17 protein-coding genes and 2 tRNA genes are annotated in these 24,945 nt (G+C 47.2%); 5 read left to right on the plus strand and 14 right to left on the minus strand.

What is annotated here, in order from left to right:
- Positions 1–8 precede the first annotated feature (8 nt).
- The 7 genes from dnaE to dnaQ all read right to left on the minus strand — a co-directional run bounded on the left by dnaE (position 9) and on the right by dnaQ (position 9,660).
- On the minus strand, positions 9–3,488 hold the full coding sequence (gene dnaE, locus CWI81_RS05355; RefSeq protein ID WP_126784247.1) for a DNA polymerase III subunit alpha: 3,480 nt from the start codon (positions 3,486–3,488) through the stop codon (positions 9–11).
- A gap of 63 nt (positions 3,489–3,551) precedes the next feature.
- Positions 3,552–4,844 (minus strand): NAD(P)/FAD-dependent oxidoreductase, encoded by a 1,293-nt coding sequence (locus tag CWI81_RS05360; RefSeq protein WP_126784248.1) that lies wholly within the window; start codon positions 4,842–4,844, stop codon positions 3,552–3,554.
- Positions 4,845–4,945: 101 nt separating this feature from the next.
- Positions 4,946–7,135: a M3 family metallopeptidase gene (locus CWI81_RS05365; RefSeq protein ID WP_126784249.1), complete on the minus strand. Its 2,190-nt coding sequence runs from the start codon at positions 7,133–7,135 to the stop codon at positions 4,946–4,948.
- A 211-nt stretch (positions 7,136–7,346) separates the two neighbouring features.
- A tRNA-Asp gene (locus CWI81_RS05370) sits at positions 7,347–7,423 on the minus strand.
- A gap of 52 nt (positions 7,424–7,475) precedes the next feature.
- Positions 7,476–7,552 (minus strand) — tRNA-Asp (locus CWI81_RS05375).
- Positions 7,553–7,690: 138 nt separating this feature from the next.
- Positions 7,691–8,965 carry a TIGR03503 family protein gene (locus CWI81_RS05380; protein ID WP_241970350.1) on the minus strand — a complete coding sequence of 425 codons (1,275 nt, stop codon included), beginning with the start codon at positions 8,963–8,965 and terminating at the stop codon, positions 7,691–7,693.
- Positions 8,950–9,660: a DNA polymerase III subunit epsilon gene (gene dnaQ / locus CWI81_RS05385; protein WP_126784250.1), complete on the minus strand. Its 711-nt coding sequence runs from the start codon at positions 9,658–9,660 to the stop codon at positions 8,950–8,952. Before dnaQ ends, CWI81_RS05380 begins: the two co-directional genes overlap by 16 nt.
- A 53-nt stretch (positions 9,661–9,713) precedes the next feature.
- Here dnaQ and rnhA point away from each other — a divergent pair, with 53 nt between their 5' ends.
- Complete coding sequence (rnhA, locus tag CWI81_RS05390; protein WP_126784251.1) at positions 9,714–10,187, plus strand: ribonuclease HI; 474 nt, start codon at positions 9,714–9,716, stop codon at positions 10,185–10,187.
- Positions 10,188–10,189: 2 nt separating this feature from the next.
- Here rnhA and CWI81_RS05395 read toward each other — a convergent pair whose 3' ends face one another.
- Together CWI81_RS05395 and CWI81_RS05400 are read right to left on the minus strand one after the other, a co-directional pair.
- A complete protein-coding gene (locus CWI81_RS05395) occupies positions 10,190–10,582 on the minus strand; it encodes a rhodanese-like domain-containing protein (RefSeq protein WP_126784252.1) in 393 nt (130 codons plus the stop codon).
- Positions 10,575–11,354: a class I SAM-dependent methyltransferase gene (locus CWI81_RS05400; protein WP_157983295.1), complete on the minus strand. Its 780-nt coding sequence runs from the start codon at positions 11,352–11,354 to the stop codon at positions 10,575–10,577. Before CWI81_RS05400 ends, CWI81_RS05395 begins: the two co-directional genes overlap by 8 nt.
- A 62-nt stretch (positions 11,355–11,416) precedes the next feature.
- Between CWI81_RS05400 and gloB the strand changes: the two genes are divergently transcribed.
- The 3 genes from gloB to CWI81_RS05415 are packed head-to-tail and all read left to right on the plus strand — an operon-like array spanning position 11,417 to position 14,399.
- Positions 11,417–12,178, plus strand: coding sequence for a hydroxyacylglutathione hydrolase (gene gloB / locus CWI81_RS05405; RefSeq protein WP_126784254.1), 762 nt, complete (start codon positions 11,417–11,419; stop codon positions 12,176–12,178).
- 48 nt (positions 12,179–12,226) lie between these two features.
- Positions 12,227–13,864: a LysM peptidoglycan-binding domain-containing protein gene (locus tag CWI81_RS05410; RefSeq protein ID WP_126784255.1), complete on the plus strand. Its 1,638-nt coding sequence runs from the start codon at positions 12,227–12,229 to the stop codon at positions 13,862–13,864.
- Between the two features lie 4 nt (positions 13,865–13,868).
- Positions 13,869–14,399: a hypothetical protein gene (locus CWI81_RS05415; RefSeq protein WP_126784256.1), complete on the plus strand. Its 531-nt coding sequence runs from the start codon at positions 13,869–13,871 to the stop codon at positions 14,397–14,399.
- Here CWI81_RS05415 and ligA read toward each other — a convergent pair.
- Genes ligA through smc form a run of 3 tightly spaced genes read right to left on the minus strand, consistent with a single transcriptional unit; the run spans position 14,396 to position 20,750 of the window.
- Complete coding sequence (ligA, locus tag CWI81_RS05420) at positions 14,396–16,405, minus strand: NAD-dependent DNA ligase LigA (RefSeq protein ID WP_126784257.1); 2,010 nt, start codon at positions 16,403–16,405, stop codon at positions 14,396–14,398. The genes CWI81_RS05415 and ligA overlap by 4 nt on opposite strands.
- Positions 16,386–17,261, minus strand: coding sequence for a cell division protein ZipA (gene zipA / locus CWI81_RS05425; RefSeq protein WP_126784258.1), 876 nt, complete (start codon positions 17,259–17,261; stop codon positions 16,386–16,388). Before zipA ends, ligA begins: the two co-directional genes overlap by 20 nt.
- A gap of 27 nt (positions 17,262–17,288) precedes the next feature.
- Positions 17,289–20,750 (minus strand): chromosome segregation protein SMC, encoded by a 3,462-nt coding sequence (gene smc, locus CWI81_RS05430; RefSeq protein ID WP_126784259.1) that lies wholly within the window; start codon positions 20,748–20,750, stop codon positions 17,289–17,291.
- Positions 20,751–20,905: 155 nt separating this feature from the next.
- Here smc and cysZ point away from each other — a divergent pair, with 155 nt between their 5' ends.
- Entirely contained in the window at positions 20,906–21,646 is a 741-nt protein-coding gene (gene cysZ, locus CWI81_RS05435) for a sulfate transporter CysZ (protein WP_126784260.1), read from the plus strand.
- 402 nt (positions 21,647–22,048) lie between these two features.
- On the opposite strand, the gene rmuC is transcribed toward cysZ, so the two are convergent.
- Complete coding sequence (rmuC, locus tag CWI81_RS05440; RefSeq protein ID WP_198678641.1) at positions 22,049–23,365, minus strand: DNA recombination protein RmuC; 1,317 nt, start codon at positions 23,363–23,365, stop codon at positions 22,049–22,051.
- A 3-nt stretch (positions 23,366–23,368) separates the two neighbouring features.
- Positions 23,369–24,892, minus strand: coding sequence for a fumarate hydratase (locus tag CWI81_RS05445; RefSeq protein ID WP_126784261.1), 1,524 nt, complete (start codon positions 24,890–24,892; stop codon positions 23,369–23,371).
- Positions 24,893–24,945 lie beyond the last annotated feature (53 nt).

Below are 24,945 nucleotides of genomic sequence, written 5' to 3' on the forward strand. Positions count from 1 at the left end.
CCATTCCTTTAAAACTCGAGAGTCACCCACTGTTCACCCAGCAGATCCTGTAAATGATGTATCAATTCGTCTGAGGGACGCAGATACCACTGCGGCCCTACTTTAAACGTCGCATTTGCTTTGTCACCGCGGTAATGTATCAGCAGTGGGCAGGTTCCTTCTGCGTATGGCTGCAACTCTTGTTGCAGCTTTTCTGCCAGTCCGTTTTGCAGCTGTTCGCTGGTTAAGGTAATCGACACGTTCCGCAGAAAACTTTCGCGTGCCTGTTCAATGGTCATTACCTCTCGCGCTATCATTCTATTACCACCAGAGAAGTTATCAAATCGTACCTCTCCTTTTGCCCACAAAATTCGGTCTTTTTCGAGCAAGTGTTGATAGTTGTCGTACTCACCACTATAGAGCATTACGTCCATTCGTGCGCTCTTATCGTCGAGAGTAACCACCGCAAAACGCTGGCCTCGTTTGTTGACAATAACCCGAACATCAATCACCAGACCAGCAATAGCAACCAGTTCGTTCTTTTTGGTTTCGTTAACTTCGGATAAAAAGCCAACCACATAATGCCGTAATTCTTTACGAAAGCGATTAATCGGATGCCCGGTTAAGTATAGCCCCAGCGTCTCGCGTTCTCCTTCTAGCCAAACAGCTTCTGCCCAGGGACGCACATTAACAAACTCATGCTCTACGGCTTCGGGCTCAGTGGTCAACACACCGAACATATCGCTTTGACCAATACTTTCTGCTTGCCGATGCTGCTCGGCCTGACGCATAGCCTTTTCTAACGACGCCATTAAGGTTGCCCGGTGTGGCCCGAGTGCATCAAGCGCACCGCCGCGAATAAGTCGTTCCATAACGCGTTTATTCAACCGCTTAAGATCAACTCTACAACAAAAGTCGAATAAATCGGTGAAAGCACCGCCTTTGCTGCGTGCTTCGATTATTGCTTCGATGGGGGCTTCACCCACACCTTTTATCGCACCAATGCCGTAGACAACCCGCCCTTCATCATCAACGGTAAACTTATACAGACCCTTATTAACGTCCGGCGGCAATAAGGTTAGACCCATACGCTCACATTCATCCGCCAGCGTTACAATCTTATCGGTATTGTCCATATCCGCCGACATTACCGCGGCCATAAACTCGGACGGATAGTGTGTTTTCATCCACAGCGTTTGGTAAGACACCAATGCATAGGCGGCTGAATGCGATTTGTTAAAGCCATAACCAGCGAACTTTTCCACTAAGTCAAAGATCTTCATCGCCAGTTCAGGATCAATATTATTAGCCGCAGCGCCTTCCCGGAAAAACTCGCGCTGTTTTGCCATTTCCTCGGGTTTCTTTTTACCCATAGCACGGCGCAATAAGTCAGCAGCTCCCAATGAATAGCCCGCCATAACCTGGGCTACCTGCATGACCTGCTCTTGATACAGAATAACCCCGTAAGTCGGTTCCAGAATAGGTTCTAAGCAATCGTGTTGATAAGTCGCATCCGGATAGGAAACTTCTTCACGGCCGTGTTTTCGGTCGATAAAGTTATCGACCATGCCTGATTCGAGTGGGCCCGGCCGGAACAATGCCACTAATGCGATAATATCCTCGAAGCTGTCCGGTAATAGTCGTAAAATCAACTTCTTCATACCAGCCGACTCAAGCTGAAATACGGCGGTGGTTTCTGCCCGCTTAAGAATTTTAAAACATTCCGGATCATTTAGTGGGATGGCATTGATGTCGATTAACGGTTTGTCCTGCTGGCGATGCCGGTGATTCACCATATCAACAGCCCATTGGATAATGGTTAACGTGCGCAGTCCCAGAAAGTCGAACTTAACTAAACCCGCGGACTCAACATCGTTTTTATCAAACTGAGTGACTGGGTTCTGGCCTTCATCATCGCAATACAGTGCGGCAAAATCGGTTATCTTAGTCGGCGAAATAACGACACCGCCGGCGTGCTTACCCGCATTGCGGGTAACGCCTTCCAGAATTCGGGCAAAGTTAATCAGCTCTTCAACTTCTTCGTCCTGATCGTAACGCTCCTGCAGTTCAGGAACCTGAGCGAATGCCTTTTTTAGCGTCATCCCGGGATCGCCGGGAACTAGCTTCGAGATGCCATCAACAAAACCGTATGGATGCCCCAATACTCGACCGACGTCGCGAATCGATGCTTTCGCGGCCATGGTACCAAAGGTAATAATCTGCGATACCGCATTACGACCGTATAAATCTGCGACGTGGTCGATAACTTCATCACGACGATCCATGCAAAAGTCGACGTCGAAGTCCGGCATAGAGACACGTTCGGGGTTCAAAAAGCGTTCAAATAGTAAATCAAACTCTAGCGGATCAAGATCCGTTATCTTTAACGCATAGGCAACTAATGAACCCGCACCTGAACCACGGCCCGGACCGACCGGGATATTATTATCCTTACTCCACTGGATAAACTCCATGACGATTAGAAAGTAGCCTGGGAATCCCATTTGGTTAATAACATCCAGCTCGATTTGCAAGCGTTCGTCATAAGGCTTGCGCTGCTGTTGACGTTGCTCCGGATCGGTAAACAAAAATTCTAGTCGTTGCTCCAGTCCCTCACGTGACTTCTTAATCAGGAATTCAGCCGTGGTTAAGTCTCCGGTTGGAAACTCAGGTAGGAAATACTCACCCAATCGCACTGTGACGTTGCAACGTTTGGCGATCTCTACGGTGTTCTCAAGCGCCTCCGGAATATCCTGAAATAACTCCTGCATCTGTTCCGGTGTCCGCAGATACTGCTGCGCCGAATACTTTTTCGGCCGCCGCTTGTCGCCCAGTTGATAACCGTCATTGATTGAGACCCGGATATCGTGTGCGTCAAAATTTTCCTCTTTTAAAAACACCACTTCGTTGGTTGCGACTACTGGCAGTTGTCGCTCACCCGCTAGCGCCACTGCTTTATGCAGATAATCCTCTTCATCGGGACGTCCGGTTCGAATGAGCTCCAAATAATAGCGATTAGGAAAATACTGCTGATAAAATAACAAACACTCGTCCAGTGCCTGGCTGTGCTGCTTTAGTAATGCTCGTCCGACGTCCCCTTCGCGAGCACCTGACAACAACAGGACGCCCTCGTTATGCTCCGCTAACCACTGCTTATCAATCACCGGTTTACCGTCAACATGACCTCGCAGATAGGCCTTAGAGATCAATTGAATAAGCTGTTGATAGCCATCATTGTTTAACGCCAGTGCTGTTAACCGGAAGGTTTCATCTTTTGGGTAGTCGGCACGCACCCAAAGATCAACCCCCACAATGGGCTTTAAGCCTTGCTGATGGGCAGCGCCGTAGTACTGTACCAACCCACAAAAATTCATTTGGTCGGTTAGCGCCATAGCCGGCATACCGGCATCCGCAACGGCTTCGCAGACAGGGCCGACTTTTGCCAGCCCATCTACCATCGAGAAGTCACTGTGGATACGCAGGTGAACGAAGTTCGTTTCGCTAGTCATGAGCCACTTTTATTTTTTATCGTTGCTGCTTATTGTGCCTGAAGGCTTGCTAAAACTTAAGTGCTAATGCAGCTTTAACCGCGGCTTAACCGCATGATTTAACTTGTCGATGGCGATAACTAGTAGCATCTTCCACCAACCGTGCAGGGCGCGTTGATGCATCCGGTAGAGACTAGCGTACGCATAACGCGCGATAGTGCCCTCAATCGACATCGACAGACTCTTACTTTGCATTAAATTGCCAACTGCACTAAAACGGCTAAGTGATACCAATGAACCGCGATCTTTGTAGGTAAAACACTTGGGAGATTTTCCTTTCGTAGCCCTAACCATGTTTTTATAGAGACATTCGGACATTTGATGAGCCGACTGAGCCCGCGGAGGCACCCAACGTTGTTCGTCAATACGCGAGCCAGCGCAATCACCCAGTGCGTAAATTGATTCATCATCCGTTGACTGCAAATAGTCATTAACCAATATTTGGTTATTCTTACGCGTTTCCAGGCCAAGCTCTGAAAGGAAATTAGGCCCACGAACTCCCGCTGCCCAGACCATTAAATTGGCGGGGATTTTACTATCATCTTTTAGTGTTAGCTGACGATGTTCAGCTTTTACCGCTGGATTACCGACCATCACTTTAATCCCCAGCGACTCCAGCTTCTTCTGAACCTTATTCGCTAGAGTTTCGGGTAAAGCCGGCAACAACCGACCGCCGGCTTCAATTAAAGTCACTTTTAAGTGGTTACGACTTAAATGGCTTAAGCCATAAATATTCAGTAATGACACCGAGTGAACCAGCTCAGCCGCTAGCTCAACACCGGTGGCGCCACCGCCAACAATAGTAATATTAAGATTTTCGTCGGTTCCTTCTTCAAGTGCTTGGTTTACTCTCAAAAATTCATTTAATAATTCATGGTGAAAGCGATCAGCTTGCTCAGTGGAGTCCAAAAAGTAGCAATGCTCGGCAACGCCTTCGATACCAAAGTCTGCGGTAACACTACCAACAGCTAATATGAGTTTATCGTAAGATACTTTACGTGACGCCAACACAACATCACCATCTTCTTCAATCGGCGCCAGTGTTAGCTGTTTAGTATCACGGTCAATCGAGCTAAGAGTCCCAACCAGGAAACGAAATCCAGAACGCGCTCCCTGTCCACGGTAATCGACCTCAGCCAGGCGTGAATCTAAGGCCCCAGACGCGACTTCATGCAACAGCGGTTTCCAGACATGAGTACTGTCGCGGTCGATTAAAATAATTTCCGCTTTATTCTTACGACCAAGCTTTTTACCAAGTTTTGTCGCCAGCTCAAGGCCTCCGGCGCCGCCCCCGACAATCACAATACGTTCCGGCATCACTGTTCCTTAGCACTCTGTTAAAAATAAAAAAGCCACTGACGATAGTAACGCCAGTGGCTTTATTCTGCATCCAACTTTTCGGACTATGCTTATCGGTATTAATCGATAGCAGGGTCTGTCAAACCACGGCGTTCTAGCAACGCTTCAACGGTTGGCTCTTGTCCACGCCAGTCGATGTACTGTTGCATTGGATCTTTGCTGTTACCTTGAGACAAAATCTCTTTACGGAACGCTTGTCCATTTTCTAAGGTTAAGCCGCCATTATTGTTCATGTGTTTGAACGCATCAGCTGCCAACACTTCACTCCACATGTAAGCGTAGTAGCCAGCAGAGTAGCCTCCGGCAAATACGTGGGCAAAGTAAGTTGAACGATAGCGCGGTGGTACCGCTTCGACTAAAACTCCATTGCGTTCCAGCGCGTCTTTCTCAAACGCTTCAACATCATCGATTTCAGTACCTGCCTCAACGGTATGATATTCAAGGTCAAGCAACGCTGCTGACACATACTCTAACGTATCAAAACCTTGGTTAAAGTTACGCGCATCAAGAACTTTGCTCAGCAGCTCGTCAGGGATCTGCTCACCAGTCTCATGGTGCTTTGCAAAGCTGGCAATGACCTTCTCGTTTAACATCCAGTCTTCCTGGAAAGTCGATGGAAACTCTACGTAGTCGCGAGATACTGACGTACCTGCCAACGACGGATAAGTGACATCAGAGAACATACCGTGCAACGCATGACCCATTTCGTGGAACATGGTAGATACTTCACCAAAGCTCAATAAGGTCGGCTCACCTTCCGGCGCTTTAGTGATGTTCATGTTATTCAAAATAACCGGCTTTTGTTCCATCAGTTCAGACTGTGAACGGAATGAACTCATCCATGCACCACCACGCTTACTGTCACGCGCAAAATAGTCCGCATAGAATAAGCCAATGCTAGTACCGTCAACGTCAAATACTTCGTAGACTTCGACATCTTCCTGATAAATCGGAATATCATTGCGCTCTTCGAAGGTAATACCGAACAGTTCACCCATGGCATAGAACACGCCATCTTTTAGTACACGATCAAATTCAAAGTACTTTTTAACTTCGTCTGAATCGATAGCATATTTTTCAGCACGCACTTTTTCTGCGTAGTAGAACCAGTCCCACGGCTCCAGTTCGAAGTCTTTGCCATCGGCGTCAATTGCAGCTTGAATAGCTTCTGCTTCTTTTTCTACATTAGAGACCACTGCTGGTACCAAGTCGGTCAGCATTTTTTTAGCGGCTTCTGGATTTCCTGCCATGTTGGTTTCTAACACATAGTCACCCCATGAGTTATAGCCAAGCAATTGTGCTTTGTCCGCGCGCAGTTGCACCAACTGCTGTACCAATGGGCGCTGATCGGTTTCCGTATTGCCGGTACCGCGTTCAGAGGACGCTTTCCAGATACGCTCACGCAATTCGCGATTTTCCAGCTCAGCCAAAATTGATTGACGAGTAGTGTTGGTCAACACAATCGCGTACTGTCCTTCTTTATCACGACTTTCTGCTGCATTGGCTAAACTCTTAATGCGGCTGTCGCTAAGTCCAGCAAGCTGTTCTTCATCTTCCACGAAAATAACAGTTTCCTGTGTTAGCGACATTAAGCCATCACGGAATTCATTGGTCAGGCTGGATAACTGTTCATTAATTTCGCGAATCTGTTCTTTCTCAGCATCAGTTAAACGCGCACCAGCTCGTACGAAGTCTTTGTAGTATTCCTCGACCAAACGTACTTCTTCAGCATCTAATTCAATTGCGTCACGCTGTTCATATAAAGCCTCAATACGGGCAAATAGCTCAGGATTCAAACGAATATTGTCTTGGTGGGCCGCCATTTTTGGAGCTAGTTCCGCCTGCAATTCACGAATCTGATCGTTTGAGTGAGACGAAGATAAGTTATAGAAAACCGAACTGACACGACCTAAGATAGCACCGGCTTTTTCCATTGCTACAATCGTATTTTCAAACGTGGGTTGTGCCGAGTTTGATGCAATCTCGCCAATTTCTGCTAAATGTTCTTCCATGCCTCGCTCAAACGCCGGCTTAAAGTGTGCAAACTCGATCGCATTAAAGTCAGGGGCTTGATACTGCAGAGAACTTGCTTCAAAGAAAGGATTCTGTTGCTCTGCTGCTTGTTGTTGTGCTTGTTCTGTTGATGCTTCAGACTCTGCCTGATTAGCAGTTCCCTGTTGTTCATTATCACTACACGCGCTCAGTGATAAGGCTGCGCCAATGGCAACAGCGACTATAGTTTTACGCATTGCTAAGCTCCCGCTAGATTATTATTTAATTAATGACACTTTGTTGTAAGAAGTTACGGTGGGTATTACTCTAGACCTGCTGAGGGAAAGGCTCAAGAGCTACTCGGCAAAAATGCCTAAATAAACGGTAAATGAATGTAACACAGAGCTGTGCTGGTACTTTCTTGGGGAATAAAACAAAAAAACACGCTCGATGGCGTGTTTTCTTAGATGGCGGAGCGGACGGGACTCGAACCCGCGACCTCCGGCGTGACAGGCCGGCATTCTAACCAACTGAACTACCGCTCCACATCAAAGATGTGTCGACCTTTATTCTTTCGAATAATAGGTCTTGGTTAAGTGGCGGAGCGGACGGGACTCGAACCCGCGACCTCCGGCGTGACAGGCCGGCATTCTAACCAACTGAACTACCGCTCCACTTTAACCAACGTTAAGGCTTGTCCCCTCAACGCGGCGTGAATATTACGAGCGAGGGGCACTACAGTCAACCCTTTTTTTCATAATTTTTAAATCATTATGACCGTTTGGCTGAATAATATGCAGATTAGTGCTTTTTTAATCAGCTTTCTTGGTTTTAGATGTTTTTTGACGGCGCTTCCACCAGACTAAAAAAACAGCGCCAGCCACTAAAATAAGATTGATAACAACCACAACCACCAAGTTGATCATTAGTTGCCGCTCTTCCGCTTGTTGCCGCTGACGCTCTAATTCGGCCTTACGCTCAGCTTCCTGCCGAGCCTGTTCTGCCAGTTCTTCAGCCGTCGGCTCTACAACCGGTTCCACTGAGATAAAGCTAAGATCATCAAGTTTCATTTCAAACTCACGTCCCTGCTGAGACGTTGCGAACACAGTCAGCTCGACTAAGTGCTTGCCATAAGCGAGGTTAACCAACGGAATGTCATGAGGGAATGACTCCATTTGAGTAACCGAAAATCGGCGTTCCTCGCCATTGGGGTAACTCACTTGACCATTTACCGCAACGGTTTCTGGTTTTACCAACGACTGGTCAACACTCACTTCAAGCGTATTATCCTGACCACGTTCCTCTGCCAGAGCAAAGTCAAAGGTAATTGGTTGATGCTCGACAACTACTGCTTTATCTTCGAAGGAACGTTCATACAGTGGTGTTTGCAACTGATACGTAGGAATATATTCACCCGGCACGACCTCTAGCGAAAAACGTCCGGTAAACACACCATCACCTTGCTGTTCATCGTAAGCACGGCCGTTATCAGCAAATTCGGCGACCCGGGTCGCCGATGCCCCAAAATTATCAAAGTCGGGGTTATTGCTGCTTACAAACAATACATCAAGTAATACTGTTTCGCGGAAGCGCGCAGTATCGACTCGCTCTTCACCGTTATAGAGCACACCTTCTACCTTCAGTTGCTCGTTTTCGAATAACTGTGAGGGTAATGGCTCTGCCTCAAACCGGATTTCCGATACAACTACCGCTTTATTGTTCTCATCAACCCGCCCCGCGACCTGCCAGGGGCCAGCATCGGGATTTACAATTTTCACCATGTCAAAATTGGGGTCGGTGTACCAGGTAACCTTGTCTACTGGGTAATCACTGTCGTACCATTTGCTGCCGTCGGGCTTTATAATAATCAGTGGCGCACTTTCCGGCTCGCGAAAAAATAGCAGAGTAATTTCGTCCACATTTGGATCAATTCGAAAACGCTGGCCTTTGATCGGCAACAGGTTATCCATTGAGCTATCCAGCAATTCCATTGCCGAATCATTATTCTGGCTCTGTTGCTGCCCCCAAGCTGCAGAATTTACAGCTATTAGGCAAAAGCCAAAAAGAACCGCTAGTGTTCGAGCCACAGGCACTTACCACCCTCGCTTTTTACAAGCTCTAACCGTTGTTGATGTTGTTCTAATTCATCGGCCGATGCGGCTAAAACCTTAAGCGCGGGACGGTTTTTTATTGGTTGGTGTTGTATTTGACCCGGGCCTGCCTGCTGCCCACGTTGCTGCTGATTGTATAAGTTGAGGTCCGTTTGACCACCCGTCATGGTCAGGTATACGTCAGCTAAAATTTCCGCATCTAATAAAGCGCCGTGTAAATCACGCGCGGAATTATCAACGCCGTATGCTTTGCACAAGGCGTCTAAGCTATTACGCTGGCCTGGGCGCATTTCACGCGCTAATTTTAACGAGTCGAGTACAGTGCAGTAATCTTCAGTCGCGCCATACCCCGCTCGCAGTCGTTCAAACTCTGCATCCATATGACCAACATCAAACGGTGCATTATGAATTACCAGTTGCGAATCTCTGATAAAATCAATAAATTGATCGACTATCTGGGCATATACCGGCTTGTCAGCAAGAAAGTCATTGGTGATGCCATGCACGGCAATCGCTTCGTCTTCAACCACTCGCTGAGGATTAATGTAAACATGGTAATGGTTACCGGTTAATTTTCGATCGATTAACTCAACACAACCAATTTCAATAATTCGGTGGCCCTCAGCTGGGTTAATACCGGTTGTTTCCGTATCTAATACCACCTGACGCATGCTAAATTCCTGATATACTCTGTTCTGAAGTAACGCCAATAGTAGCAATAATTATGACCAATACAAAAGTAGTTCATTTATACACCGACGGTTCCTGTCTTGGAAATCCAGGTCCAGGCGGCTACGGAGTCGTACTAAAATATAATGGACATGAAAAAGAACTAAGCGGAGGTTTTCGCTCGACCACTAATAACCGTATGGAGATGCTAGCCTGTATTAAAGGGCTAAAAGCACTCAAGCGCGATTGTGCGGTGGTTATCACCACCGACAGTCAGTACGTTAAACATGGTATCGAACAATGGATAACGGGCTGGAAGCGCAATGGTTGGAAGACATCCGCTAAAAAACCGGTTAAAAATAAAGACCTCTGGCAGCAGCTAGATAGCGAAATACAACGCCATAAAGTCCGCTGGGACTGGGTTAAAGGTCATTCAGGTCATGCCGAAAATGAGCGCTGTGATGAACTCGCCCGCCAGGCGGCAAGCGGTTCATCGTTATCGGAGGATAAAGGCTACATCACCGGTTAAAATTAACTTTCTCCGGCCGCCACCGGACGTTTTTCTTCGGCCCAGGCACTCATCCCCCCGGCAACACTGTATACTTTGTCTAACCCCATACGCTCGAGGCTCTCGGCAGCTAATGCTGAGCGCCCACCAGTTTTACAGATCAAATACAGCGGTTTATCCGCGATACGTTGCAGGGCATCATCGTAACCGGCAACATCTGGGTGTTGGCTCAACTGCATTTCTAACACACCACGTGGCATATTGACTGCTTCACGAATATGGCTTTGGGTGTATTCTGCCGGTTCGCGTACATCGATTACCCGAGCACCATCTCGGATTGCTTGCTGAAGCTGTTCTGTGGTTACTTCGTTAACGTTATTTTTTGCCATCTGGCAAAGTTTCATAGCATCAATCATGCAATACCTCTTTGTTTTGTTCTAGCGTTGATTCTATCCGAGCCGCCGCAACCGGTCTTTGCATAACCGTTGAAGGCTGACCGGCTCTTAATTTTGATACTTTATGGTAAACACACTTACGAGCTAATATCGCATAACTGGCATTCAACAATGGCGCCTTACGACATAATTTTTCAGTCCACGTCATCTCTGAACCAAGATGAGACTGATTATCCTCGCTGTTCAGGAAACGCCCGATAAAATAGTCGTGTTGCACTATCTCGTAGCCAAGCAGTGATAACCAATCTTTAACCCGCAACGCGGTAAAGTAACGTCCGGCCCATGGAAACGCTTTCTTCTGTTTCGGATTCCAACCACTTATTAAAGCGGGACTTAATGGATTAAAACCGGTCAATAATAAGTAACCGTCATCGGCTAAAACTCGATTCACTTCCCTTAATATCTGATGTGGGTCGCGGCCAAATTCAAGGACAAACGGTAAAATAATTTGATCGACCGAGCCATTTTTAAGTGGCAAATGTTCAAGCTGAGCCCGAACATTGGCCGTTCCCTTATTCGGAGAAATAGTAAGTGGCTGTCTTACACTGAATCGCTGGCAATTAAGCTGCGCACTCAATGGTCCCAACAAAACGGTAGTCCCACAGCGTAGCCGCCGCCCATAATCATTTATCAGCAGTTGCGTTTGCGTTCTAATATAGTCGCCGCATGCCAGCTCCTGCCAACCGATGGGAGCCGGGATACGTGAGGGACTATACGCGGGCTTTAACAGCACGGAGACATCCTTTATGTTAGGGTTAAATAAACTAATTCTATCCTAGCGGTAAAGAGGTCACTATGCGAGTGCATCCGATTAAAGCCTATTCAGATAACTACATCTGGCTTATTCAACCAACAGCAGAAAAACAAGTTATTGTTGTAGATCCTGGTGATTCCGGCCCGGTAAAAGCGTGGTTAAAGGAGCACGATGCCAGTGTTGACAGCTACCTAATTACTCACCATCACTGGGACCATACCGACGGCCTGCAACCGCTCTTAGATGACTTCCCTGCCCCAGTTTATGGACCCAAAGACAGTAAAATTTCACAAATATCGCAGCCGCTGCAAGAATTCGATAAATTCAACCGCTTAGGTCTAAGCTTTGAGGTGTTAGAGACACCTGGTCATACGCTAGACCATATTAGTTTTTATACGCCCGGCCATTTGTTCTGCGGCGATACTTTATTTTCTGGCGGCTGCGGCCGCATGTTCGAAGGCACTCCTGAGCAATTTGTCGATTCCCTATCAAAATTACGTCAATTGCCCGGCGACACTCGAGTATTTTGTGCTCACGAATACACCCAGGCAAACCTGACATTTGCGTCGTTAGTCGAACCAGATAACGCAGTGCTAAAAAGCTACTTAGAAAAAGTAAAGCTTATGCGGCAACAGGATCAGATAACCCTGCCAAGCAGTCTGCAGTTAGAGCTTGCGATTAATCCCTTTTTACGATTTGACCAACCTCCCGTCACAGACGCTGCCGAAAACCACGCTAAACGTGAATTAAGTAACAAAATTGAGGTATTTGCAGTGATTAGACAGTGGAAAGATGACGCATAATTCTTTAAACTCGGTGCGAATTTTAAACAATAGAGAATTCCAGGCCGCATGAACCTGATAATACAACGTTTCGCCGTCGCGGCATTAGCCACTGTGGTAATCAGTGGTTGCAAGAGCACTTTAGACAACTCCTGGCTTACCGACACCAGTAGCGTAGCGGAACCGGAGACTAGTGCTGAGCAGCCAGTAGCTGAGCAGCAGAACTCGCCTGAGACATTCGACGCCGTCCCAGAACTGGCGTTAGGCACAGAGTTTAACTCCGGTGACACCGCAGATGAACCGTTACCACCAAAGGATTTATGGCAACGTATTCGACAAAAACTCGAGTTTAAGGCACCCGATAATCCTCGCTTACGCGCCCAACGCAATTGGTATGTTAGTCATCCCGAATACTTAAACAGGGTCGGTAAGCGCTCCGAACCGTTTTTGCATCTCATCGTTGAAGAGATCGAAAAGCGCGACTTGCCAATGGATTTAGTGCTACTGCCCATCGTAGAAAGTGCGTTCGACCCATTTGCTTACAGTCATGGCAGCGCTTCCGGTGTTTGGCAATTCATTCCCGGCACTGCCCGCTACTATGGTCTGGATATTAACTGGTGGTACGACGGACGTCGTGATGTCTATGCAGCAACCCATGCAGCATTGGATTATCTGGAAGATTTATACGATTACTTTGATGGCAACTGGTTGCACGCGTTGGCAGCATACAACTCCGGGCAAGGCCGAGTAGGTGCTGCGATCCGGAAAAACAAGCGGGCTGGCAAATCAACCGACTTTTGGTCACTGGACCTGCCCCGGGAAACACGCGCTTATGTGCCTAAATTACTCGCTCTATCTGATATTTTGGCGAACGCTGAAACCTACGGTATTGTTTGGTACCCGATCGAAAACCAACCCAAGTTGAACGTAGTCGAAGTCCCAGCGCAAATTGATTTAGCCAAAGCAGCAGAAATGGCAGACTTGCCGCTCGATACTTTACATACCTATAACGCTGCTTATAACCGTTGGTCGACAGCGCCTGAGGGGCCACATCGTTTATTATTACCCGAACACAATGCCAAACTCTTTTTGGAAGCTATAGAAAACTCTGATCCCAAGCAATGGCTGAGCTGGAAGCGGCACCAAGTGCGCTCTGGTGAGAGCCTGCTCACCATCGCTAAAAAGTATCATAGTTCTGTTGATGTGATTCAGCAGGCAAATGACATTAGCAGCCACGTGATTCGTGCTGGCGAGCATTTATTAATTCCGGTTGCTACAGCTGAACTGAGTGACTACTCCTTATCCAAGGGCCAACGTTTACAGTCAACTCAACAACGTAAACGGGATGGTAAGAAGATCGACTATATTGTGCAAACAGGTGACACTTTATGGGACATTAGCCGCACCTACCAGGTAGGCACGCGGGAACTGGCCAAGTGGAATGGGATGGCTCCCGGTGACTTCTTGCGTCCAGGTCAAAAACTGGTAATCTGGCAAGAGGGTAAACAACCTGAACGCCGTCAGGTGGGCTTGATAAGGACTGTTATTTATCAAGTAAGGAACGGCGACTCACTCGCACGTATCGCTAATAAATTTAATGTATCCATCCGTGACATAGAGCAATGGAACGATATTAGTCGAAACCGTTATTTACAACCAGGGCAACGTCTTACTTTAAAAGTAGACGTCACCAACGTCAGTGGTTAGTGGTATGAAAAAAATAATAAAACAAGTTAAAAGTGGGTTGCTTAACTCACTCGCCTTCTTACTGTTAATAACAACGACTGGAGCGCAAGCACAAGAGTGGACAGCTGAAGGTAACGGCAAGGTTATATATCCTAGCGGCCGCAGCGAAGCACTTAGCTTTGGATTCGGCTACGAGAAAACATTTGATACTTATCAGTTTAAAGCCGGAAAGGCTAAGATGCGTACCGACGAAATGCCGCCTAACTATATTCTTAATACAATTATTAATAAAGAAGGCCTGATTTATATCGGTGAGTTCGCTGATGGCTATTTTCAATCGTTTGAATTGAATATCGGCGGTCATTATGTGGCTATAAAGCCGCGTAAAGACTTTAATGAAGAAGAACCTTATAAACACTTAGTCGTTTTTATCGACGACACCAGCTATTTACTGGACACGACTCACCCATCGCTCAAGTTTCACTTTAACGAATCTGGTATAGAAAAAATCAACGGCAAAGGTCTGATTCGGGACTTAAGTTCTCACCGGCGCTAATTGGCGCCGGCGAGCAGTTGTTGCAGCTCATCTTCGGTAACAACAGTAACACCCAGCTTTTCGGCTTTAGTCAGTTTTGAGCCAGCACTTTCACCGGCAATTACTGCAGTTGTTTTCTTTGACACCGAGCCCGTGACTTTAGCCCCTAATGCCTCTAAAGCCTGCTTTGCATCATCTCGAGTCATTGACGATAAAGTACCCGTTAGCACGTAGGTATTGCCCGCTAAGCGGTCGTCTTTTACGGCTATCGCTTCACCTTCGGGCCAAGCAATAAATTCGCGTAGTTCTGCAACTACTTTTTGATTATGTGGTTCAGCGAAAAAGCTATGGACATGTTGCGCTACCACAGCGCCGATATCGTCAACTTCCTGCAACTGCTCAACAGAAGCTTCAATAATACGCTCAAATTGCTGGAAATAACTTGCCAGGCCAGCAGCAGTCGCTTCACCCACTTCTCTGATACCTAGCGCGTAAATAAATTTCGCCAAGGTGGTCTCTCGCGTATTCGTAATGGCGTTGACTAAATTTTTCGCTGATTTTTGTCCCATCCTCGGCAATGACGCAAGCATAGGTTCAGTCAGCCGATATAGATCCGCTGGGGACTTCACCCAATCGCGCTCAATTAGCTGTTCAACGATCTTATCGCCCATACCATCTATGTCCATGGCCTTGCGAGAGGCGAAGTGCTTTATCGCCTCTTTTCGCTGTGCAGCGCAAAATAACCCACCAGTACAGCGAGCAACCGCCTCTCCAGCTATTTTTTCAATATCAGAATCACATACCGGACAATGCTGCGGGAACTCAATTGGCTGTGTTTGCTCGGGCCGCTGCTCCTCAATCACACTGACCACTTGCGGGATAACATCGCCGGCGCGACGAACACTTACCCTGTCGCCAATCCGAACCCCGAGCCGATGGATTTCGTCAGCGTTGTGTAGCGTTGCGTTAGATACAGTTACCCCACCAACCGTGACTGGCTCTAGCCTAGCCACCGGCGTTATCGCACCCGTGCGGCCCACTTGAAAGTCAACACCGGTAATAGTGGTCAGTTGTTCCTGAGCAGGGAATTTACGGGCAATAGCCCAGCGCGGTGCCCGCGCGACAAAGCCTAAATCCTGCTGCAAAGCGATCGAGTCGACTTTATAGACAATGCCGTCAATCTCGTATTTGAGTTGCTCCCGCCGCGCTAAAATATCATCAAAGAAAGCTTCACAAGCAGTAACAGAATTCGCTTGTTTCACTTCATCGCTAACCGGCAACCCCCATTGCTTTAATTGCTGCAAACGTTGGTAGTGACTAGCCGGCAACTGCTGCTCTGCGTCGGCATCAATCAAGCCCAGGCTATAGGCATAAAAATGTAGCGGCCGTTTAGCAGTGACTCTAGAGTCCAGCTGTCGCAAACTACCTGCAGCTGCATTTCTTGGGTTCGCAAACACTTTTCCGTCTTGTTGACGGGCCCGTTCGTTAAGCGCATCAAATGCCGCGGTGGGCATAAAGACTTCACCCCGAACCTCCAGCTTTTGCGGAGCACCGTCTGCCAGTTTGAGGGGAACATTACGAATAGTCTTAACATTTTCGGTAATATTTTCCCCGGTATAACCATCACCTCGAGTCGCGGCCCGCACTAGTTGGCCTTGCTCATACAAAATACTAACCGCCAGACCATCCAGTTTAGGCTCACAGCAATAAACAATAGTCGCGCTGCTATCTAACCGTTGTTGCACTCGCTGACTAAAGGCTTCAAATTCGTCCTCAGAAAAAGCATTGTCCAACGACAACATCGGCACTTCGTGCTTTACCGGCTCAAATTTATCCAAAGGTTTGCTACCCACTTTTTGCGTGGGTGAATGCGGCGATGCTAATTCGGGATGTTGTTGCTCCAGCGCTTGCAATTCGCGAAATAAGCGATCGTATTCGCTGTCAGGTACCGAAGGTTCATCTAATTCGTAATATTCCCGGTTATATCGGGTCAGCAAGTCTTCTAGTTCACGTATACGCTTTTTCATATTCTCGGATAGTTTGATGAGCTTGTTGGATTGATTGGCGCGATAACAGCTGTCTATTGCCGTCTAAAACCTGGCCCTGCGGGATTTCCATTGCTAACTTCTTAGCGGCATTCAGCATCATATTAAATGCCTGCTGACCATCATAATCGAGCGGCAATGCCATAAATAATGCAACACCCTCGGTTTCAAAGTTTTCTATATTATCAAGATCGAAAGTACCTGGGTTAAACATATTGGCGACACTGAAAATCATTGGGCCATTACCCGATGTTTGCTCATAACGATGAAAAATTCCCATATCGCCAAATTTACAGCCTAACTCAGTCATCATTTGTAATAACACCGAGCCCTGCACTGAGCCTTTCACAAACAATGAAATAACTTGTTGCTTCGGCGGTAGCGGCTTATCCGAATTGATTGGCTGCCCAGGCTTCTCCTGTTTAGCCGGAGCCGACTCACTGTCAGTGTCTTGCTGGGTCTGTGGTTCTGGTTCTTTTTCTTCGCTTAATTCTAGTTCAGCCTGCTGTAAGGATTCCTCGTCGTCTTTATCAACTCGCATAGAGGGAAGCGGCGTATTATCATCGTTATCCAAATCCAGATTCATGGACATTTGTTCGACCTCAGCATCAGCATTATCGGTCTTTTCTTGGGCGGCACGCTTCACCACCCGAACTTCGCCGATATCATCGTCATCAAAGCTTTCCGGTTGTGACGATTGCTGACGTTGTTCTGCCACACGCTGCTTTTGCTGGTCGACTTGCTGATTATTTTTTCGCATGGTCCATAAGCCGTGTGCAACAATGGCGATAATTAGCAGTACACCGACGATACTTAAGGTTATCTGTAGATTGCTCATTCAGTTGCCAACCCTTTGTGGTTATAGTTATTCGCCTTCGGTCATAGCGACCGCTTGTTCAACATCGACTGCAACCAGTCGTGATACGCCTGCCTCTTGCATAGTAACACCGGCTAAGTGTGATGCCATTTCCATTGCTACCTTATTGTGACTAATATAAATAAACTGAACCGATTCTGACATTTCGTTAACCAGGCGACAAAACCGTCCAACATTGGCATCATCCAAAGGTGCATCCACTTCATCCAGTAAGCAAAATGGTGCGGGGTTCAGACGAAATATAGCAAACACCAATGATAAAGCGGTTAGCGCCTTTTCTCCACCACTTAACAAGTGGATCGTACTGTTTTTCTTTCCCGGAGGTTGAGCCATAATAGCGACCCCGGTTTCCAGTAAGTCATCATCGGTCAACTGCAACTGCGCACTGCCGCCGCCGAACACCTTAGGAAACAATAACTGCAGATCGCGGTTAACCGCTTCAAAGGTTGTTTTGAATCGCTGACGCGTCTCTTTATCAATTTTGCGTATTGCTTCTTCCAGCGTTTCAAGTGCCGAGAATAAGTCATCGTACTGCTGATCAAGATAATCTTTACGCTGTTTTTGCGTTTCAGCCTCGTCAATCGCGGCTAAGTTTATCGCGCCCAGCCGTTTAATCTGACTCTGCACTCGCTCCAGCTGTTGTTCCCAACGTTTTTCATCCGCTTGTTCATCGATTTCTTGCAGCAGCTGTTTTAAGCTAAGCCGGGTTTCAGCCAACGACTCTAGTACTGCTTGGGTGCGCTCTTGCAACTTGGCCAATTCTATTTCTGTCGACTGCATCTGCTGCTGGATCTGCGCTATTTTCTCGCGCAACGCAGAACTTCCCTGAGTCAATTCATGCAGTTCGTTTTCGACCTCTGCAAGTTGCTCACGTTGCTGTTGCAACTGTTCACTTGCCTGCTCACGCTGCTCAAGCAATTGCTGCAACTGCTCTCGATCACTCTCCTGCTGCTCTGTCAGCTCCTGCTCAGACACTGTTTGCAACTCATCCTGCAAAGCTTGAATACGCTGTTGATGACGCTCATTTAATTTTTCCAGCTGTTGTCGCTGGGTGAGTAAATGCTGTCGCTCTAACTGTACTTGCTGTTGCCGACTACTCAATTGTTGTTGCTGCTGTTGCGCTTGCCGTAATTGCTGCTCTAACTCGGCTTGCTGCTCTGGCTGCAGCTCCGGAAACTGATCAAGTCGTTGCTGCCACTCATCCTGCTGCTGTTGCAGCTGTTCTAACTGTTCTTCTGCGAGGGCTTGTTGTTGCTCTAATTGCTGTTGTTGTTCGACTAATTTTTGCTGCTGCTGTTGTCGCTGTTGATAGTGCTGCTGGCTGTAGCTATAACGTTGCTGTTGCTTAGTCAGCTCAGTTTGCTGTACCTGCAGCGCTTGCTGTAACTGCTGTTGGTCACTTTCTGCCTGCTGAAATTTCTGTTCAGCAGCAATAACTTGTTTACAAGCATCATCATAATCTGATTGTAACGGCACCAATTGCTGTTCTAACTCTCGTACTTGCTGCTGAATTTCAAGAATACTGTCACCCTCACTCAAGCCGTCCACAGCCAACGATTGAGGAGTACACCAGTGACCTTCTTTGGTTAGCGCCAATATAGTTTGCGGTAACTGTGCGAACAATCGTGGTGCCTGCTCTAACGCGTCGACCAGTATGCAGTAGCGCAGTAACGACCATTGCCGGGCCGGGCCAGAAACAACCGCTGCAGCAGTGTTGTCATCCGCACCAGGCGCACTGTCCTCTGCCCACAACACACTAATGCCCTTAGGAAGTTCACTAGCGCTTACTGACTTTGATAACCAATAGCTATCTAACCAAGGCTTTAAAACTTTTTCTAAAGCACGTCGCCATTCTGGTTCAACCTTTAACACTTCACGCAGCGGCTGAGCAGCCTGCTGCTCCAGCCAATTCTCTGCAGCGGCAGATAGTTCTGACTGTTGGTTTTGCAACAACTGCTGCAATGTCTGCAAGCGTGTCTGCTGTTGCTGACTGCGCTGCTGACATTCCAGTTGCTGCTGTCGGGCTTGCTCCAATTGTTGCTGTAATTGCAGTAACTGTGACCGATGTTGCTGCTGTTGTTGCTCAGTTTCTGTGACTTTATTCTCACATTCTTGCAACAGTTGCTTATGTTGCTGCTGTTCACTTTTCGCCGTCGCCAGATCAAGTTCAGATTGTTGTTCAGCCAGTTGCTGTTGTTGTTCCTGCAAATAGCTTAGTTGCTGCTGCAAGCGCTGATGTTGCAATTCAGTCTGTTGCAATTGCTGTTGTACATGTCGTTGCTGTTGCTGATGTTCACGTTGTTGCTGCTGATATTGTTGCCATTGCTCGTCCGCGTCCTGCAACTGATCCTCGACCAATAACAATTGCTCCTCAAGCTGCTCTGCTTGCGGTTCTAACGCTTGTTGTTGTTGCTCTAGGCGTTGCTGCTGCTGGCTATCTTCTTCACCCTGCTGCTGCAATTCCTCAAGCTCTTGTTGTAATTGCTGATGACGAAGCTTGCGTTGTTCTGTCAGTTGTTGCTGATGCTGGATGGACTGTTCTAGTCTGGTGACCTGATTCGATATCTTAAAGAGTTGCTGCTGATGGTCGTCAACCGTTTGTTTTAGCTGTTGCGCCAGCTCACGGCGTTCAATAACACCACGCTCGTCTCCCGTCTGTTCGGCCTGCCAACGCTCCAATTCCGTCCGCTGCTGTTCAAGCTCTGTTTGCAGTTGTTGCCGTTTTTGTTCCAATTGCTGCCAACGTAACGCATAAAGCTCACCCTTTAATTGCCGTTCCTGCGCTTTTAGTTCTTTAAAACGCTTTGCCGCAGAAGCCTGGCGTTGCAACTTTTCGAGCTGTTGTCCCAGCTCCTCACGAACATCCGCTATCCGCTCCAGGTTTTCGCGGGTGTGTTTAATACGGCTTTCAGTTTCCCGGCGACGCTCTTTATATTTAGAAATGCCTGCCGCCTCTTCGATAAAAACTCTTAGTTCCTGAGGCTTTGACTCGATTAAACGCGAGATCATGCCCTGCTCTATGATGGCGTAGCTGCGTGGCCCTAACCCCGTGCCTAAAAATAAATCGGTAATATCACGGCGGCGACATTTGCTATTGTTTAAAAAATAATTGGACTGGCCATCACGACTCACCTGACGCTTAACGGATATTTCTTTGAAAGCCGCATATTCACCCTGAATCCGCCCACTCTCATTATCAAAAACCAGCTCCACACTAGCCTGTGACACTGGCTTACGCGATGCTGAACCATTAAAAATAACGTCGCTCATGGCATCGCCACGCAGGTTTTTGGCAGAGCTTTCTCCCAACACCCAGCGCACCGCGTCAATAACATTCGATTTGCCACAGCCGTTCGGCCCAACGACACAAGTCATTTGGTCTGGGAAGGGAACTTTTGTAGGGTCGACAAAGGATTTAAAGCCAACCAGTTTTATATGTTTTAAGCGCATTATAATTGTAGTTAGGGCATAAACACGGCTGCTATTATAGAGCTTTGACTGTAGCAGATTCATTAGGTTTTTGTAACAATTTCAAAGCTGCAGAACAGACTGACACGCGATACACTTTAGCAATGAAAAGTTGTTTCTAATAAGGAACCGATAAAATGCAGCAGCACCTCTACAGTGACAATGGTCTTGCCTATCTAGCGCGTGGCTTTAAATTAATTCAGAGCAAAGGCCTAAAGCGCTTCGTTATTATCCCTATCTTAGTTAATTTGGTTCTTTTTAGTGGTGCAGTCTATTGGCTAACCGCGACCACACAGCAGCTAACCGAGCGGCTAACCGAGTGGTTACCCTCTTACTTTCAGTGGCTTGAATATCTGGTATACCCGATTTTAGTGCTGTTTATTCTGGCCATGTTTTATTTTTTATTTACTTCCATTACTAACTTGATCGCAGCCCCGTTTAACGGCTTACTGGCTGAAAAAGTAGAGCAATATGAGAGTGGCCAAACCATAAGCGACGAGGGCTTAGCCGGTCTAGTCAAAGACATTCCGCGAACTCTGGGACGCGAGTTTCAAAAAATGTGGTACTACCTGCCACGAGCTCTGGGCTTTTTCTTATTGTCACTAGTAGTTCCCGTAATCGGTCAGGTTATCTGGTTTATTTGGGTCTGTTGGATGATGTCAATTCAATACCTGGACTATCCCTTTGATAACCATAAACTGCCATTCACCCGCATGCGCTTTGAATTACGAGCACAAAAAGGGAAGTCGTTAAGCTTTGGCTTTGGTGTCATCGTGCTTACTATGATCCCACTCGTTAACTTAATCGTTATGCCTGTCGCAATTGCCGGTGCCACCTCATTATGGGTTGATCACTACCGCAATAAAGCGCTGCAATAATACAAGCAGATAGGCTCTCCAAGCGTAGTAATTCATGTCGCTGTTTTTAAACTACAGATAGTTAGTGATTAAAACTTTGGCTAAGGAACAGCGACATGACAGAAGCTCACACTCCCTATGTTTATTTATATCAGGCGGACAGCGGGATACTATTGCTCAGCGACGCCCTGCAGGCATTATATTCGTTACCGCAAAACCAACGCCTATGCCCACCCCGGCGCTGGTTAAATTGTTACTCATCGCTCGACCAAAGCCGCTTAAAGCAAGCCTTTAACGCGCTATTGCTGGCCAATAAAAATAACCAATTACAACTGTCACTAAGACTCAATAGCTTCAGCCGTCAGGGAGCACAACGCCCGGTAGAGCATCAGTTATGCGTGGTGTTGATTAATTCGGTGCGGTTTATTTGCGGTCGAGTGAATCCGATTTCGAATCCTCCGACTCGTCATCCAGCCAGTTATCGCCAATCCGCTTACTCGTCTGCACTCCCATTTCGCGGAACTTCTCAATGCGGCTAACCAGATTACCACGCCCGCTGCTCAGCTTTTTCATGGCATCTTGATAGCGGTTATCCAGAGTTTGCAGACTACTACCAACCTTTTCTAAATCATCGATAAAGCCGACAAACTTGTCATAGAGCTTGGCGGCCTCGATCGCAATTTTTTCGGCATTTCGGTTCTGATATTCGTATTGCCAAATATTGTGAATAGTCCGTAAAGCAACCAATAAATTAGTTGGGCTGACCAGCATTATTTGATGATCCAATGCCAGCCTAATTAATTGCGGCTCACGATCTACCGCCAACAAAAAAGCGGGTTCCACAGGAATAAACATCAATACATAATCGAGCGTGCGAATACCTTCGAGGTTTTGATAGTTCTTTTTTCCTAACTGCTTTATATGCTGTTTCAATGACTGCACATGTTCTTGCAATAGTTGCTCTTTCTGAGCTTGATCATCAGAGTTAAAATAACGTTCATAAGCGGATAGACTGACTTTAGAATCGATCACCACATCTTTTTGGTTGGGCAAATGCACCAAAACATCAGGTTTAAAGGCGCGGCCCTGGTCATCACGATGATGACTTTGGGTATTGTACTCATGCCCCTCTCGTAGTCCGGATTGCTCCAGAATACGTTCCAACACCAACTCCCCCCAGTTACCCTGCTGTTTCGTATCTCCTTTTAAAGCCTTGGTCAGCGCTTCAGCTTCCTGTGCCATCTGTCGGTTTAACTCTCGCAACGACACCAATTCAGTTTTTAACGCACTGCGCTCTTTAGTTTCGTCGGTATACTGTTGTTGCACCTGACGTTTAAATGCATCTAACTGTTGTTTAAAAGGTTCCAGGGTGGCAGCTAATGTCTGTTGATTTTGCTGCTGAAAGCCTTGTGATTTTTGTTCAAAAATCTTATTCGCTAAATTTTCAAACTGCTGAGTAAGCCGTTCTTCTGAGGCCTGCAACAATCGTACTTTTTCCTCGGCACTACGGCGTTCATGCAAGGCTGTGGCACGCTGCGTCTGTAATTGCGATTCAGCGTATTGAGCGCGTTCTAGTAATGCTTGGTTTTGTTGCTGCTGTTGCTGCAACTCTTGCCTTAATTGCTTTACTTGCTGACGTAATAACAACCAAACCGCAACCCCGGCAAAAACCAGCAACAATGCAAAAAATAAGGGTATCACCCAAGCGGTGATACCCTCGTTTAAGCTAATAGCCCCCACTAATTAAGCTCCTGCTTTTTCGTGCATATCGGCTATTTTTACTTTCCAGATGGCAGGCCCTTCGGTGTGAGCATTATTACCATCACTATCCACTGCGACAGTTACCGGCATGTCTTCTACTTCAAATTCGTAGATAGCTTCCATGCCCAAATCTTCAAATGCTACAACCTTGGCTTGCTTAATTGCCTTGGCGACTAAATATGCCGCACCACCGACAGCCATTAAGTAAACCGCCTTATGCTGACGAATACTCTCGACTGCAGCAGGGCCACGCTCCGCCTTGCCTATCATGCCAGTAATACCAGCCTGTTCTAGCATCATATCGGTAAACTTATCCATCCGCGTTGAGGTCGTCGGCCCCGCAGGCCCAACAACTTCGTCACCAACCGGGTCAACAGGCCCAACGTAATAGATAAATCGATTATTAAAATCAACAGGAAGCTCTTCGCCCTTCTCCAGCATATCTTTAATACGCTTATGAGCCGCATCACGCCCGGTTAATAATTTCCCCGACAACAATACTGTTTCGCCCATTTTCCAGTCCTGAATGTCTTCTTTAGTCACTTCATCCAGGTTTACTCGACGTGCGTCATCACCAAGTTCGAAGGTCACATCCGGCCAGTCTTCTAATTTTGGTGGTGTCAAATCAGCAACACCGCTGCCATCCAGAGTGAAATGCACATGCCGGGTTGCCGCACAGTTAGGAATTAATGTCACCGGTTTAGAGGCGGCATGCGTAGGAAGCGATTTGATTTTAACGTCCAGTACCGTTGTTAACCCGCCGAGTCCTTGCGCACCAATCCCCAAATCGTTAACCCGATTAAAAATTTCTAAACGCAGCTCTTCCTCTGCATTTTGCGGTCCACGTTCGACAAGCTCATGAATATCAACGGGATCCATTAACGATTCCTTCGCCAATACGGCTGACTTTTCTGCGGTACCACCAACACCAATACCCAGCATTCCCGGTGGGCACCAGCCAGCCCCCATTTTAGGTAATGTTTCGACTACCCAGTCGGCAATTGAATCACTGGGATTTAACATAGCCATTTTCGATTTGTTCTCAGAACCACCGCCTTTGGCTGCAATCATCACCTCAACCTGATCACCTGGCACCATATCTAAGTGCACCACAGCCGGCGTATTATCACCGGTATTTCTACGGGCGCCAGCAGGATCTGCAACGATTGATGCGCGTAGCGGGTTATCTGGGTTGGTATAAGCCCTGCGCGTTCCTTCATCAACCATTTGTTGGACAGTCAGGTCGACTTTGTCCCATTGCACCGCCATACCCACTTTTACAAAGCAGGTTACTATTCCCGTATCCTGACAAATAGGACGGTGTCCCTGAGCAGACATCCTGGAGTTGGTCAGCACTTGCGCAATCGCATTTTTTGCTGCTTCACTCTGCTCGCGCTGATAGGCTTGATCGAGTGCCTGGATAAAGTCTAGCGGGTGGTAATAAGAAATATATTGCAGCGCATCAGCGATGCTTTCGATAAAATCACTTTGACGAATGGTGGCCATCCAACAACACCTCGAGAATTGGAAACATAACCTGCTCATGATAGCGTTTTAAT

Source organism: Idiomarina seosinensis (assembly GCF_003987275.1).
GTDB classification, from domain to species: domain Bacteria; phylum Pseudomonadota; class Gammaproteobacteria; order Enterobacterales; family Alteromonadaceae; genus Idiomarina; species Idiomarina seosinensis.

Coding starts and splice junctions, on each gene's coding strand:
- dnaE (WP_126784247.1), bottom strand. CDS start 3,488: ATGACTAGCGAAACGAACTTCGTTCACCTGCGTATCCACAGTGACTTC.
- CWI81_RS05360 (WP_126784248.1), bottom strand. CDS start 4,844: ATGCCGGAACGTATTGTGATTGTCGGGGGCGGCGCCGGAGGCCTTGAG.
- CWI81_RS05365 (WP_126784249.1), bottom strand. CDS start 7,135: ATGCGTAAAACTATAGTCGCTGTTGCCATTGGCGCAGCCTTATCACTG.
- dnaQ (WP_126784250.1), bottom strand. CDS start 9,660: ATGCGTCAGGTGGTATTAGATACGGAAACAACCGGTATTAACCCAGCT.
- rnhA (WP_126784251.1), top strand. CDS start 9,714: ATGACCAATACAAAAGTAGTTCATTTATACACCGACGGTTCCTGTCTT.
- CWI81_RS05395 (WP_126784252.1), bottom strand. CDS start 10,582: ATGATTGATGCTATGAAACTTTGCCAGATGGCAAAAAATAACGTTAAC.
- gloB (WP_126784254.1), top strand. CDS start 11,417: ATGCGAGTGCATCCGATTAAAGCCTATTCAGATAACTACATCTGGCTT.
- CWI81_RS05410 (WP_126784255.1), top strand. CDS start 12,227: ATGAACCTGATAATACAACGTTTCGCCGTCGCGGCATTAGCCACTGTG.
- CWI81_RS05415 (WP_126784256.1), top strand. CDS start 13,869: ATGAAAAAAATAATAAAACAAGTTAAAAGTGGGTTGCTTAACTCACTC.
- ligA (WP_126784257.1), bottom strand. CDS start 16,405: ATGAAAAAGCGTATACGTGAACTAGAAGACTTGCTGACCCGATATAAC.
- zipA (WP_126784258.1), bottom strand. CDS start 17,261: ATGAGCAATCTACAGATAACCTTAAGTATCGTCGGTGTACTGCTAATT.
- smc (WP_126784259.1), bottom strand. CDS start 20,750: ATGCGCTTAAAACATATAAAACTGGTTGGCTTTAAATCCTTTGTCGAC.
- cysZ (WP_126784260.1), top strand. CDS start 20,906: ATGCAGCAGCACCTCTACAGTGACAATGGTCTTGCCTATCTAGCGCGT.
- CWI81_RS05445 (WP_126784261.1), bottom strand. CDS start 24,892: ATGGCCACCATTCGTCAAAGTGATTTTATCGAAAGCATCGCTGATGCG.